The organism is Ligilactobacillus faecis (genome assembly GCF_029889745.1).
GTDB lineage: Bacteria > Bacillota > Bacilli > Lactobacillales > Lactobacillaceae > Ligilactobacillus > Ligilactobacillus faecis.
This window is the reverse complement of record NZ_CP123639.1, coordinates 710,645-724,029: the sequence shown is the minus strand read 5'-3', so window position 1 is coordinate 724,029 and position 13,385 is coordinate 710,645. Positions and strand designations below refer to the sequence as shown.

14 protein-coding genes are annotated in these 13,385 nt (G+C 39.7%); 7 read left to right on the top strand and 7 right to left on the bottom strand.

Features of this window, described 5'->3' with window-relative positions:
• Positions 1-132 precede the first annotated feature (132 nt).
• The 3 genes from QFX10_RS03580 to QFX10_RS03570 all read left to right on the top strand — a co-directional run bounded on the left by QFX10_RS03580 (position 133) and on the right by QFX10_RS03570 (position 4,101).
• A complete protein-coding gene (locus QFX10_RS03580; RefSeq protein WP_280606845.1) occupies positions 133-1,425 on the top strand; it encodes a homoserine dehydrogenase in 1,293 nt (430 codons plus the stop codon).
• Positions 1,422-2,297 (top strand): homoserine kinase, encoded by an 876-nt coding sequence (gene thrB / locus QFX10_RS03575; RefSeq protein WP_280606844.1) that lies wholly within the window; start codon positions 1,422-1,424, stop codon positions 2,295-2,297. The genes QFX10_RS03580 and thrB overlap by 4 nt, the downstream gene beginning before the upstream one ends.
• A gap of 136 nt (positions 2,298-2,433) precedes the next feature.
• Positions 2,434-4,101, top strand: coding sequence for an IS1182 family transposase (locus QFX10_RS03570; RefSeq protein ID WP_280605405.1), 1,668 nt, complete (start codon positions 2,434-2,436; stop codon positions 4,099-4,101).
• 36 nt (positions 4,102-4,137) lie between these two features.
• Here QFX10_RS03570 and QFX10_RS03565 read toward each other — a convergent pair whose 3' ends face one another.
• Positions 4,138-4,293: a hypothetical protein gene (locus tag QFX10_RS03565; protein ID WP_280606843.1), complete on the bottom strand. Its 156-nt coding sequence runs from the start codon at positions 4,291-4,293 to the stop codon at positions 4,138-4,140.
• 225 nt (positions 4,294-4,518) lie between these two features.
• On the opposite strand from QFX10_RS03565, the gene QFX10_RS03560 reads away from it, so the two are divergent.
• Genes QFX10_RS03560 through QFX10_RS03550 form a run of 3 tightly spaced genes read left to right on the top strand, consistent with a single transcriptional unit; the run spans position 4,519 to position 8,045 of the window.
• Positions 4,519-6,054, top strand: coding sequence for a UDP-N-acetylmuramoyl-L-alanyl-D-glutamate--2,6-diaminopimelate ligase (locus QFX10_RS03560; protein ID WP_280606842.1), 1,536 nt, complete (start codon positions 4,519-4,521; stop codon positions 6,052-6,054).
• Entirely contained in the window at positions 6,054-7,313 is a 1,260-nt protein-coding gene (locus QFX10_RS03555; RefSeq protein ID WP_280606841.1) for a carboxylate--amine ligase, read from the top strand. Before QFX10_RS03560 ends, QFX10_RS03555 begins: the two co-directional genes overlap by 1 nt.
• Before the next feature lie 9 nt (positions 7,314-7,322).
• Positions 7,323-8,045: an aspartate/glutamate racemase family protein gene (locus tag QFX10_RS03550; RefSeq protein WP_280606840.1), complete on the top strand. Its 723-nt coding sequence runs from the start codon at positions 7,323-7,325 to the stop codon at positions 8,043-8,045.
• Between the two features lie 66 nt (positions 8,046-8,111).
• On the opposite strand, the gene QFX10_RS03545 is transcribed toward QFX10_RS03550, so the two are convergent.
• From QFX10_RS03545 to QFX10_RS03535, 3 genes are all read right to left on the bottom strand, one after another.
• A complete protein-coding gene (locus tag QFX10_RS03545) occupies positions 8,112-8,930 on the bottom strand; it encodes an IS3 family transposase (protein ID WP_280605682.1) in 819 nt (272 codons plus the stop codon).
• A gap of 29 nt (positions 8,931-8,959) precedes the next feature.
• Positions 8,960-9,673 carry a helix-turn-helix domain-containing protein gene (locus QFX10_RS03540; RefSeq protein WP_280605683.1) on the bottom strand — a complete coding sequence of 238 codons (714 nt, stop codon included), beginning with the start codon at positions 9,671-9,673 and terminating at the stop codon, positions 8,960-8,962.
• 101 nt (positions 9,674-9,774) lie between these two features.
• Positions 9,775-10,311, bottom strand: coding sequence for a LexA family protein (locus QFX10_RS03535; protein WP_280606839.1), 537 nt, complete (start codon positions 10,309-10,311; stop codon positions 9,775-9,777).
• Positions 10,312-10,431: 120 nt separating this feature from the next.
• Here QFX10_RS03535 and QFX10_RS03530 point away from each other — a divergent pair, with 120 nt between their 5' ends.
• Positions 10,432-11,580 carry a glycoside hydrolase domain-containing protein gene (locus QFX10_RS03530; RefSeq protein ID WP_437178594.1) on the top strand — a complete coding sequence of 383 codons (1,149 nt, stop codon included), beginning with the start codon at positions 10,432-10,434 and terminating at the stop codon, positions 11,578-11,580.
• Between the two features lie 79 nt (positions 11,581-11,659).
• On the opposite strand, the gene QFX10_RS03525 is transcribed toward QFX10_RS03530, so the two are convergent.
• The 3 genes from QFX10_RS03525 to QFX10_RS03515 form a co-directional block, all read right to left on the bottom strand.
• Positions 11,660-12,235 (bottom strand): hypothetical protein, encoded by a 576-nt coding sequence (locus tag QFX10_RS03525; protein ID WP_280606838.1) that lies wholly within the window; start codon positions 12,233-12,235, stop codon positions 11,660-11,662.
• Between the two features lie 16 nt (positions 12,236-12,251).
• A complete protein-coding gene (locus QFX10_RS03520; RefSeq protein WP_280606837.1) occupies positions 12,252-12,860 on the bottom strand; it encodes a hypothetical protein in 609 nt (202 codons plus the stop codon).
• Positions 12,861-13,010: 150 nt separating this feature from the next.
• On the bottom strand, positions 13,011-13,223 hold the full coding sequence (locus tag QFX10_RS03515) for an IclR family transcriptional regulator domain-containing protein (protein ID WP_437178598.1): 213 nt from the start codon (positions 13,221-13,223) through the stop codon (positions 13,011-13,013).
• Between the last annotated feature and the right edge of the window lie 162 nt (positions 13,224-13,385).

Here is a 13,385-nt window from a genome sequence, read left to right as displayed (position 1 = left end):
CAAAGTAAGGTTAAAATAACAAGTAAAAATTATTAAGTAAATTAAATTAAACATTTAAAACCTTTTGGAGGAAATTTGAATATGTTAAGATTAATAAAAAATAGCGCTTAAAGATAGAAAGGCGGGTCGGAAATGAAAACGATCAAGATCGGAGTTTTAGGATTAGGAACAGTTGGAAGTGGGGTCGTACGCCTCTTACAAGATAATGCCCAAAAGATCACCGACATCACCGGGTGCGAATTAAAAGTCAAAACAGTCGTTGTGCGTGACGTTACCGCGCCGCGCAATGTTGACTTGACCGGGATCGAATTAACAGATGATTTTAATAAAGTCTTACTTGATGATGAGATCCAGATCGTTGTTGAAGTGATGGGGACGATCGAAACAGCACGGACTTATATCAAACAGCTGCTAGCTAAACATAAGCACGTCGTAACAGCTAACAAAGATCTGATCGCTTTACACGGGCCAGAGCTTTCAGCCTTAGCTAAAGAAAATCACTGTGACCTCTTTTATGAGGCAAGTGTTGCAGGCGGGATCCCGATCTTACGAACGATCGTCAACTCTTTTGCGGCCGATCAAGTCGAGTCTGTTTTAGGGATCGTCAACGGGACGACGAACTTTATTTTGACGCAGATGACTCAAAATGGGCTCTCATATGCGCAAGCGTTGCAACTAGCCCAAGAAAAAGGTTTTGCGGAAGCTGACCCGACTAATGATGTTGCTGGCAAAGATGCTGCCTATAAGATGATCATTTTGACTCAATTTGCTTTTGGCAAAGATCTGACTTTAACCGATGTCAAACTCGAAGGGATCGAAAATGTTGCAGTTGAAGATATCAAAGAAGCAGCTAACTTAGGCTATACGATCAAACTACTCGGGATCGCAGATCTAAAAAATGACAAACTCGATGTTTCTGTTGGTCCAGTTTTGATCCCTGCTAAAAATCCTCTAGCTGCGATCCAAAATGAAAATAATGCGGTTTTAGTGACAGGAAAAGCTGTCGGAGAAACGATGTTTTACGGACCAGGTGCTGGCGAATTACCTACAGCCAACAGTGTTTTGAGCGATATCATCGCCGTGACAAAAGACATTGTGATGGAAACAACAGGGAATCGCTTTAACAGCTATTCAAATAATGTAGCGTTAGCTCCAGCAAGTGAAGTTATTTATCCCTACTACCTTTCGTTGACTCTCCCAGATCGCCCGGGTCAAATGTTGAAATTGACTGAGATCATGGCAAAACACCAAGCAAGCTTTAAAGCGATCAAACAAACAAGTGCTAGTCATAAACAAGCTCAGATAGCCTTGGTGACACACGCGATGAGTGAAGCAACGTTAAATGCCGTTAAAGAAGAGATAAAAGCTCTACCAGAGATGGAACTTTTAGCTGCTTATAAAGTTTTAGGGGGAAATGAGAGATGAGCGTCAAGATCGTTGTGCCTGCAAGTAGTGCAAATTTAGGCCCTGGTTTTGATTCTTTAGGGTTAGCTGTTGATCGCTATTTGACATTAGAAGTATTAGACGATGAAGCTTCCAAGTGGCGGATCGAACATGACTTTGGACATAAGATTCCACATGATGAGAGAAATTTGATCATCAAAGCTGCATTAGCGCTTGAACCTAAACTTTCTCCTAAGCGTTTGAAGGTAACTTCACAGATCCCATTAGCGCGTGGCTTAGGGAGCAGTTCAAGTGCGATCGTTGCCGGGTTGAAACTTGCACAATATTTTGCGCAGACAGCTTACACGACCGAAGATCTGTTGCAAGTGGCAACAGATCTCGAAGGTCATCCAGACAACGTGGCGCCAGCCTTATTAGGTGGTCTGACAGTCTCAGTCATGTTAAATGGACGTCCGCACAGTATTTGCGCCTCATTTCCGGCTGAGGGACTTTTAGCCTATATCCCAGATTTTGAACTTGCCACGAAAGAAAGTCGCCAAGTCTTACCAAATGAGCTTTCCTATAAAACAGCAGTCAGGGCTGGTAGTCTTGGAAATGCTCTAGTAGCAGCGCTTTTGACAAATGACTTAGCATTAGTTAAAGAATTGCTCGAACAAGATCTATATCACGAGCCGTACCGCCAAAAACTCGTTCCGCATCTCCAGCTCTTGCGCAAATTGGCGCATGAAGTCAATGCTGACGGGACATATTTGAGTGGAGCCGGACCAACCGTCATGACGTTGATCGGTCCAGCTAAGATGGAGACTTTGATCAAAAAAGCCCGAAAACAAGGATTGACAGGTAAATTTATCAAATTAGAAGTCGATACTTTAGGCGCGCGCGTTGAAAAGTAATAAAAAGGGGCTGGGAAAAAACTCAGTTCTAATAAAGAAAGAGGCTCACGTCGAATTTTTTCAACGTGAGCCTTTTCATATGATCGATCTCTTGCTAATATTAAGTTGTCCAAAAATAATAAAGGAGAGACCTACCATGTATAAAAATTATAACACATCTGAATTAGAATTGGATATCACTTATTCAATGAAATTACCTGCTGATCATATTGCTGTTTTGATCAGTCATTTTGTTGATTCGATCCCCCAAGATATTCTTTTAGAGGACACTTCACATACCGGTCGTCCAGCTTTTCATCCAGCTATGCTTTTAAAAATGACTTTATTTGCTTACCATGAATCCGTCTTTTCTGGTAGAAAGATCGCTAAATTGAATCAATACTATCTTCCAATGATGTGGTTAAGCGGAAATACTTCTGTTAGTTATAAGACTATCAATAACTTCCGGTCAAGTGATCATGCTAAAGAAATCATCGAAAAAGCCTTTGTGCTGTTTACCTTGCTTCTATCTAAAAATGGTATGTTAGATGCCGATGAAGCTTTATTTATTGATGGTACTAAATTAGAAGCTGATGCTAATCGCTATAGTTTTACCTGGAAAAATGCTTCTGATAAGTTTGAAAAGTCGCTTGATGAAAGAGTAGCTAAGACCTATGACGAGCTGATCCAACACCAAGTTGATATCGCTATTTCAAAAGATATGCTGGGGTCCAGTGATGCGATAAAGGAGCTTATTAAGGGGACCGATCTTAAATTAGATGCGATTGAAGAAGATATCGCTACTGAACCTAAAGTCATAAAAGGTGGTTCAAAAAATAAGCGAGCTCGTCGAAGACTAAAAAGCATCAAACGCAAACTCCAAACTGATCTTCTGCCAAGAAAAGAAAGATACGAACGTAATAGGAAGATCTTTCAGGGACGAAATAGCTTCTCAAAAACAGATAATGACGCTACTTTTATGCGTTTAAAGGAAGATCATATGAAAAATGGGCAACTAAAGCCTGCTTACAATTTACAGATCGCGACTAGCGGTCGCTTTGTCCTACATTATGATATATTTCCTAACCCAACGGACACACGGACATTAGTGCCATTTTTAAAATCTTTTACTAACTTAGAACTATTCAAATATATAGTGGCGGACGCTGGATATGGGAATGAAGCTAACTATCAGGCTGTTACTGATATGTTTGAAAAAATTCCCTTGATGCCCTATCCAATGTATCAAAAAGAACAGAGTCGCAAATACAAAAAAGATCCACGCAATATCAAAAATTGGACATATCATGCAGAAGATGATTATTATACAGATCCTGACGGTGTAGTATTTAAGTTTCAAAGATACAGTTCAAGTGTGGACAAATATGGATTCAAAAGAAACTTTAAAGTTTACGTAGCTGATGTTTTCCAGGCCACTAAAGAACTTGAAAACTTAGCTAAGACACCTAAGGGCTATCAGCGAACTAAAGCCATAAATTATAACTGGGAATTTTTTAAAAATAGTGCCGCAGAAGACCTTTCAAGTGAAAAGGGTTCAAAGATCTACGCGAGAAGACGTACAGATGTTGAAACCATTTTCGGAGATATGAAGGGTAATTTTGGCGTACGCCGAGTACATGTTAGAGGAGAGAAAGCAGTTCGAAATGAGATCGGACTGATACTTTTGACGATCAATATATCAAAATTATGGCACCTATTCAAAGAAATAGGGGGAGGATTTTTGAAAAAACGATCCGAAAACAAGCATAAAAGAAAAATACCTGATCAAATTTCTCAAAAACGAGATTTGATCAGGTATTTTTAGTTCAGGCTAGTAGTTTTTTCCCAGCCCCTTTTTTGGTCAAACGAAACGGTCGATCAATAGAGCACTTGAGTAAAGACAAAGAAATGCTAAAAGACCTTTTAATAAAAGATTTATTTCTAAATGGTTGAACAAAAAGGTAAAAATAACGGTGATCACCCCAAAATAAAGGGCTTTTTGCTGTTTTTTTGACATGGGCTCACATCCTTTTAGGTGAAAGATAACTACTTTTAATTATAACATTTCTAAAAAGAGTTTAAGCTTTTTGGTTTGCTTAAGTTTTTTTTACAAGACTTTAAAAGAGGCTAGCGCTACGCTAAAATAGCAAATAAGAGTTTTTATTACGTAGAAGGTTTTATTTTTCCTGTGAAACATGCGATAATTACTAAGTATGATTATTTAAAATGAGGAGATGGCGGTGTGCTTGCTGTACCTGAGATCAAGAAGCTATTAGAAGAACATCAATTACTGCAATCTCTTTTAGTTGCACCTGAAAGAGAACGATTTACAACGATCACTTATGATTCACGTAAAGCAGTTGAAAATACATTATTTATTTGCAAGGGGAACTTTCGGAAAGAGTACTTAAGTGCAGCCAAAGCAGCAGGTGCAACTGCATATGTAGCTGAACAGTATTATCCAGAAGGCGAAGGGATGACAGCGATCATCGTGTCAGAGGTCCAAAAGGCGATGGCGCTTTTGGGGGCAGCATTTTATGGTTATCCGCAAAACGAACTGTTCATCATTGCATATACTGGGACAAAGGGGAAGACGACTTCGGCTTATTTTGCCCGCGGGATCTTAGAGAAAGCAACGGGCGACCGAACGGCTCTTTTTTCAACGATCGATCGGATCTTAGGCAATCGACCAGAACAGCGTTTCAAATCAGATCTAACGACACCAGAGTCGCTTGATCTTTTCCACGATATGCGCCAAGCAGTTGCAAATGGGATGGACCACTTAGTCATGGAAGTTTCGTCACAAGCATATAAAAAAGATCGCGTCTATGGGTTGACCTTTGATATCGGGCTTTTTTTAAATATTTCTCCCGATCACATCGGCCGGAATGAGCACCCGACTTTTGAAGATTACTTATTCTGTAAAGAACAACTTTTGTTGAATTCGCGGACGTGTGTCATCAATGCTGAGACAGACCATTTATTAGATGTTTACCAAGCAGCTAAAGCAAGTGTTGGAAGCGAGAATGTCTATCTTTATGGCCGTAAGGGGGCAAAGCTCGCTTTCCCAGTCGAGGTCGACTTTGAGATCACAAATGACTTTGAAGATCTCAAACAAAGTGGCTTTGAGGTCAAAGCGTTGACTGAAAAAGGCAAAGTGTTAGATATCGATGGCCGCTATGAGATCGCCTTAGCTGGCGATTATAATGAAGGCAATGCCACAAGTGCGTTGATCGCTTCTGCGTTAGCTGGAGCGCGGAAAGCTGTTGCTAAAAAGGCGTTACCGTTAGTCAAAGTTCCTGGACGCATGGAGATGGTGGCTTCAAAAACGCACGGGACGGTCTATATCGATTACGCGCATAATTATGCGAGTTTGAGTGCTTTGCTTCGTTTCTTACGCCAGCAAACACATGCCGGTAAGATCCGTGTCGTGCTTGGAAGCACAGGTGATAAAGGGATCTCACGGCGTGAAGGGTTTGGTAAAGCTTTGAGTGAAGAAGCAGATATTGCTTATTTAACAACGGATGATCCTGGTTTTGAAGATCCGTTGAAAATTGCCCAGGAAATAGCACGCCATATCGACACACCAAAAGTTGAAGTCATCTATGAACTAGAACGAAAAGAAGCAGTCAGAAAAGCAATCAGTGCAAGTACGGCAGCGGATGTCGTTGTTTTAGCTGGTCGTGGTGAAGATAAGTATATGAAAGTCAAAGGTCAGGAGATTGCTTATCCGACTGACGTTGAAATGGCACAAGAGATTTTGGAGGAAATCGACTAATGGCACTAGAAACAGCAAATTTTACCCCGATCTTATTGGGAAGTGATTTTAATGTTTATGGGATGGCGCGCTCATTTTACGAGATGTTCCATAAGCCAGTCAAAGCCTTTGCAGAGCGAGAATTAGCTCCAACGCGCTTTACCAAGATCGTTGATCTCGAATTGATCGATGGTTTTGCTGAAGATCCAGTGTGGATCGAAGAAATGATGAAGATCAAAGAACGTTACCGCGATCATGAAGGACCGGTGATCTTGATCGGATGTGGTGATGGCTACGCAGAGTTGATCGTACGTCATAAAAAAGAATTAGAAGATGTTTTCGTTTGTCCATATATTGATGTTGAGATGCTACATCAGCTGAACAATAAAGAAAACTTCTACCAAATGTGTGAAAAATATGATCTGCCTTACCCAGCTACCAAGATCATCACCAAAGAGATGCATGATGCTGGTGTTTCTAAGATCGAACAACCTTTTGACTATCCAGTAGCTTTGAAGCCAGCTAATAGTATCGAATGGTTAGACGTTCGATTTGAAGGACGCAAAAAAGCTTTCCGGATCCAATCGCGCACTGAATTTGACCGTATCGTTGACCTTGCTTATACTAACGGGTATACGGGAGATTTCATTTTACAAGACTTTATCCCAGGGGATGACAGTAATATGCGTGTTTTGAACGCTTATGTCGATCAAGATCATAAAGTCAAGATGATGTGTTTAGGGCATCCATTGTTGGAAGATCCAGCGCCAGCAGCGATCGGAAACTATGTGGCGATCATGCCAGAGTATAACCAAGAGATCTACGATACGATCAAGCGTTTCTTAGAAGAGATCAAATTTACTGGCTATGCCAATTTTGATATGAAATATGATGTGCGAGATCAAAAGTATAAACTCTTTGAGATCAATCTTCGGCAAGGGCGCAGTAGCTTTTTTGTAACTTTAAATGGCTATAATCTAGCTCAATGGGTCGTGCGTGATTATGTCACTTGCGACTTAAAAGATGAAGAAACGTTGTATTGTAACGAGCATAACGATCACGCCGCACTTTGGCTTGGTGTACCTGTTAAAACATTCAAAAAGTACGCCCGTGAAAATGCAGAAAAACAAAAAGCCTTGGACTTGATCAAAGAAAACCGTTACGGAACAACGTACGAATATTCAGAAGATATGAATCTAAAACGCTGGTTATTGATCAAGTGGATGAACCATAACTACGTGAAGAACTTTGCCCGTTATTTTGCAGAAAATAAAGGATAATTTGAAGCTATGAAAAACTTTTTTACGATTATTGGTGGCATGGGCACGATGGCGACTGAGAGTTACATTCACCAGTTGAACCTCCGTACAAAAGCACATAAAGACCAAGATTACTATAACTATACGTTAGTCAATCATGCGACTGTTCCCGACCGCACGGCGTATATTTTAGATCATACTAAGCCAGATCCTTTACCGGAACTGTTGGAAGATTTTAAACAATACGCTACGCTTGGACCAGATTTTTTCACGTTACCATGTAACACAGCGCATTATTTTTATGATGAACTGGCGAAAGCCGTTGATATCCCGATCTTGCACATGCCTAAAGAGACGGTCCAAGAGATCAAGCGACGTTACCCAGAGGCTAAAAAAGTCGGACTTGTTGCAACACGAGGGACAGTCAATGACGGCGTCTACGATAAAGAGATCTTAGCGGCCGGCTACGAATTAGCGCGGCCAAGCGAGGCAGTGCAAGCTTTGACCGATGAGTTGATCTATACGAATATCAAAGAAAAAGATCATGTCGACGGCGAACTCTTTTCGCGTTTAGTCGCCCAAATGATCGCTGAGACAGCTTGTGATGTCGTCATCTTAGGCTGCACAGAGCTTTCGTTAGCCCAAGAACGCGCGCCGATCACAGATCTTCCGCTTGTCGATAGTCAATCGACTTTAGTTGATCGAACGATCGAATGGGCTGAAAAGACACAAAAACAAGCCCGTAAAAAATAAATAAGTAAAGACCTCTAAAAGTGGCACTAGGGCCCGTCAAGTATACAGTTTAAATAGAAAAATAGTTTATGCGGTTTGAACGCGGAATTTTTCTGCGGTCAAGCCGTTTTTTGATGTATATGCACGTTGCGTGTTGAAATATTCAATAGATTCTTTTACTGATTCCTCTAATTCTTCCAACGTCTTAGGTCGAGCGCGTTTTGCTAACCAAATTAGTTTAAAGTCATTCCACCAACGTTCCATCGGTGAGTTTTCCCAAGGATGTCCTGGGTGAGACATACTATGAATACAGTTTCGACTGGCTAAATAGTCGTTAAAATCAATAGAACGGTATGCTGCTCCGCGATCCGTATGGATCATCGGATGTGCATCAGGTTCTATTTTAAATGCTCGTCTAAATACTTCAATTGCCGAAATTGCAGTTTCTGTAACGGAAATATTGTAACTCAATGCATAACGACCATACAGATCCAGAACTATATGCACTCGAGCCTTCTTTAACTTATCTACTCCATACAGAACTTCTGTAGTATCAGTTACCCAAACTTCATTTGGTCTTTGGCGATCAAATTGTCCGTCGAGTAGGTTATCATTTATATACTCCTCATGGCGTTTAACTCGATTATGTTTCTTTTTACGGATATTTGCTCTAATTCCATGTTTTCGCATACAGTTGGTTACTCGCTTTAACCCTACTTTAAAATTCAGTTTATTTTCAAAAGCCAGTTGTGTCGTCATACCTAAATAACCCAAAGTCCACTTATGTTTTTCTTCCAATTCTAGAATTGAACTAAGTAATTCTGCTTGTTCATTTTCGTGCTTGCTTGGCTTTCTGCGAACCCATTTGTAATAGGCGTCTCTAGTAATACCAGCGATTTGACACAAGCTAACGATTGACCAACCATATTCTTTATTTAGTTCTTTGATGGCTTGTTGTTTGAAGAATCGTTCGCCTCCCGATCGCGTATTTCCATCACTTTTTTTGCGTATGCTTCCTCCATTTCTTTACGGAGAAGTTGGGCCTTTAATAATCGATTCTCAGCCTTTAGCTGATCAATTTCTGTCCACTCTTTTTGTGTCTTGGCTTTGCCTCGACGATCACGAAGTGATTGTGGATCATTGCCACTTTTACGATACTTTTGATACCACCCATAAACTTGTTGATAACTAACGTTATATTTTTCTACGGCCCAGTTGTAATTGACATCGTGCTTGATCAACTCTTCGATTATCGATAATCGTTCTTCAAAAGTAGTTTTTCTTCCTAGCATAATTGAATCTCGCTTTCTTGGCGTATAAGCCTTTAGTTTTGATTCATTATACTGCATAATCCAATCTAGCAGTTGTGTTTTGGACTTTAGCCCATGCTTGATTGCGAATATTTCAAGCGACTCATCTGATTTTTGATACTGTTGGACCAAAAATACTTTAAATTCCTTTGAATATCTATGATTATTGTGAGTAGATCGTAAGCCATCAATGCCCTGATATTTATATAGATACCCCCAAGTTCTAATAGTTTTCTTGCCCACCGCATACTTTTTAGCTACCTCACTGATACTAGAACGATTTAGTTCATTTAGTATAGCTAATTTTTGTTCTGCACTGTATTTTGATTTCCTAGACATATAAAATACCCTCCAAATATAAGATGAAATTTCTATTTCATCTGTATACTTAGAGGGCATTATAACCAGTAGTTCATGCTTTTAGAGGTCTTTTTTGACGATCAAAGTTCAGAGAAAAACTGAAGCGCTTTGCCAATGATCCGAGCAGGGTTATCTTTAGTGATGATGATCGGATCGTAGTTATTGTTGTCAGGCAAAAGTAAAACAAAGCCAGCTTCTTTTTTGACACGCTTTAGGGTAGCTTGGGTGTCGTTATTTACTAAAACAGCTGCGATCTCACCATCTTCGACTTCGGCTTGTTCACGGATCAAAACGTAGGCCCCATCGGGGATCGTTGGTGCCATCGAATCACCTTTGGCAACTAGATAGAATAATTTTCCTTTAGGTAAAGTATCGGCTGGCACAGAGAGATACTCATCGACATTTTCGATCGCATCGATCGGGATGCCACAGGCGATATTACCAAGAACAGGTAACTGGACCGTTTTCCCTGAGAGAGGTCGCAGATTTTCTGGATATTCCGAGAGTCCAAGGAGTGTTTCCGGCTTGACGCCTAAAACTTTGGCAAAAGCCGGAAGCCGATTTAGCGGAAATTCACGTGTTTTATTGAAATAGCGTAAAACAGCTGATTTTGCCATGCCAACGCGCCGGGCCAACTCACTGAACGTGATTCTGATACATGTGATGCTTCAAAACAACTCACAGCAACTGATATTGCTAACTTCAAACGTTTTGGCTTTAAGATCGTGGGGCGCTATTTGACTGGAAGTGTCGGAGTCGGAAAAGATAAGCGTCCAAAGAACCTGACAGTAGCTGAGATCAAACGGATCGCAGATGGTGGCTTGCGCCTTTTTCCGATCTATGAAGATGGTGGCTATGAAGTCGAATATTTTTCGGGTGATCAAGGTGTGATCGATGCACAGCTTGCACTCAATGCAGCCCGCAAGCTAGGTTTTCCTAAGGGAACAACGATCTATTTTGCGGTCGATGTTGACGTGCAAGAAGGTGAGATCGCGGCAGGGATCGAACCATATATCAGCGCACTCGTGCAGATGTTTACAGGAAGCGAGTATGCAGTGGGCCTGTACGGGACACGAAATGTTTGCCTCCATGGTGAAAAACTAGGTGTAAAAAGCAGTTTTGTAGCCGATATGTCCTATGGTTGGAGCGGGAATCTTGGGTTTAAGATGCCAAAAAACTGGGCCTTTGATCAGTTTGCTGAGTATCCGATCGGCGGCACACCGATCGATCAAGACGCTTCTTCAGGACGTGATCAAGGTGTAGTGATCACAGCATTTCCTAAAGTAGTTAGTCCGAAAGCCGTACTCAAAGATATCGGCAAAACACTCAACGTTGCCGGGCTAGAATTTGGAAAAAAGGTCACAGTCCCCCTTGGACCTTTTGCGATCACAGTCGAAGTCAAAACCGAGCTCGAACCAAAAAACGGCACGATTTTTACGATCGAAAACGGTAAGCTTTCTGCCAATATCAGCGATAAGATGTTTGGTGATCTAGGTCTTGAACCAGTACAGTCTGGTTTGATCATGGAAAAGCTTGACGAAGTTCACTTTGTAAGTAAGATCAGTGCTGGCAATGTTACGTTTGAACATTCAGTAGGTTCAGATGGAACGCTTGATATTACGATGACTTTCAACATCCAAAAATATGAAGACGCCTATCTTGAAGAGACGTTGGCAGTAGTTTTTGGTACAAAATTGACACCTATAAATTATCATCAATTAGGATTGGATCCAGTAAAAGTTATGAAACAAAATCCAGTTGTTGCTATGATTGTTATTGTAGGAATGATTATGGTAATTGCAAATGGGATTGCTAATTTGCCAAAATTAATTATAGAATTTTTGGTGGCTTTAGGAATTCTTAAAGAAGATATTGATCATATTTAAATGATTAAAATGAAATCCTCTTCTTGTAGATTTATTAAGTTCAAATCTACAAAGAAGAGGATTTTTCTTTTATATAAAGTTAACAATGTAATTTTGTATTTGAAAGATCAATCTTGCGTTGACAGATAGGTTCAAGACATTTAAGAAATTCGTTTTTATTGACAATATCAGTTTTTTTAAGTGGAACGAATACTTGAAATTTTTTACTTCTACCGTTGCTTGTCTCGCGGTATTTCGTATACAGCAAATAATAATCCTCAAAAATCAAAAGATCCCATTTGTTATCGAGTGGTGGTGAAAAAATACCAAAGCGATTAATGAATGCAGAAGGATACTGTTGCTTTATTTTGCGCAGAATTTTAATTTCTGGAATTTTTTCAAATGTAATCAATATTTGGGGCAATCGGTTTAAAGTAAGACGCCAAAATAATATGGAAGGGAAAATTAGTCTTATCCCTACAATTACTGCTGATGAAATAAGATCAGAGGTTGAACCATTACGAAGGAAAAGATAGAGAAAATAAATAGTGAATATATCTAATGAAAACAGGTAAGCTTTTATGGAATAGATATTAAGTTTGTATACGCAATTATTATTCCATAGATATTTAAATATTCGAAACCAATCGCGTTTAGTAAGTTTGGTGATAAACATTGGATATTTCCCCCTTTTAGTTATGTAATTTGACATCAGAAAGATCGATCTTGCGCTGACAAAAAGGTTCAAGCTGTTCGATAAATTTAGTAGTATCACTAATATCGCTTTGTTTGATGGGAAGAATAACGTGTAATCGTTTCTTTTTCCCCTTGAGCATTGTGCGATAGTGAGTGTACAACAAATAATAATCCTCAAAAATCAGAAGATCCCATTTGTTATTGAGCGGTGGTGAAAAAATACAAGATCTATTAATTAGAGCAGTAGGGTAGCGTTGCTTGACTTGATGTAGTATTTCATCAGTCGGGGTATTTTCAAACGTAATTAATGTATGTGGTGGCTTTACCGAAGCAACTTTCCAAAATATTATTATTTCTTTTGAGGAAAGTAGCCAAAATATTATAGACGGAAAAAACAATCTGATACCAATAATTATCGCTAATGAAATGAAATCGGAGGTCAAACTAGTACGAAGAAAATTGTATAGAAAGTAAACAGCAATTATATCTAATGAAAATAGATATGCTTTTACAAAGTAGAAATAAGGATAGGTCATACAGTTAGTTTTCCATAGGTATTTAAATATTCGAAACCAATCTTTTTTAGTGAGCGTAGTGATAAACATTATTTTTCCCCTTTATAAAATCACAGTTACGGTAAGGAAAGCATATACCTAAGCGGAAGCAATTACAAGCTATATTTAAAAAAATAGTTCATCTAAAAGTAATGTTTGGACTATATCTTAGAGCATTTTACTTTTCCTGTGCTAATGATGCTAACACTTCTTATATACTTGCTGTTGTGGTTCAAGAAAGGCTAAAGCACATTTTCCCATGGTCGTTGTATTGAGCGGAAGACTTTCACCTAAACGCTTTTGATCGACTAAGTGTGAAGCTGTAGGGATGACTTGACTGATAACGATCTGCTCATTGAAGATCAAACTGACATAAGCACTTAAACTGGACTTATCAACGAGTGGTTTCAGGATCGGAATAGCTGACCAGTTGAGCTGTTAGGGCTCTTTGGCTGAAATGGGTGGTGTCGGCAAGAAGTACCGTTTACCTCGTTTTACTAAAAAGTCGAGCTCACAAAGAGTTGTTGTTCGCTTGAGGCCTAACTGTCTTTTGGCACACTACCATTGACTGTGATA

Coding starts and splice junctions, on each gene's coding strand:
- QFX10_RS03550 (WP_280606840.1), top strand. CDS start 7,323: ATGAAAAACTTTTTTACGATTATTGGTGGCATGGGCACGATGGCGACT.
- QFX10_RS03520 (WP_280606837.1), bottom strand. CDS start 12,860: ATGTTTATCACTACGCTCACTAAAAAAGATTGGTTTCGAATATTTAAA.
- QFX10_RS03570 (WP_280605405.1), top strand. CDS start 2,434: ATGTATAAAAATTATAACACATCTGAATTAGAATTGGATATCACTTAT.
- QFX10_RS03535 (WP_280606839.1), bottom strand. CDS start 10,311: ATGGCAAAATCAGCTGTTTTACGCTATTTCAATAAAACACGTGAATTT.
- QFX10_RS03525 (WP_280606838.1), bottom strand. CDS start 12,235: ATGTTTATCACCAAACTTACTAAACGCGATTGGTTTCGAATATTTAAA.
- thrB (WP_280606844.1), top strand. CDS start 1,422: ATGAGCGTCAAGATCGTTGTGCCTGCAAGTAGTGCAAATTTAGGCCCT.
- QFX10_RS03540 (WP_280605683.1), bottom strand. CDS start 9,673: ATGTCTAGGAAATCAAAATACAGTGCAGAACAAAAATTAGCTATACTA.
- QFX10_RS03565 (WP_280606843.1), bottom strand. CDS start 4,293: ATGTCAAAAAAACAGCAAAAAGCCCTTTATTTTGGGGTGATCACCGTT.
- QFX10_RS03555 (WP_280606841.1), top strand. CDS start 6,054: ATGGCACTAGAAACAGCAAATTTTACCCCGATCTTATTGGGAAGTGAT.
- QFX10_RS03580 (WP_280606845.1), top strand. CDS start 133: ATGAAAACGATCAAGATCGGAGTTTTAGGATTAGGAACAGTTGGAAGT.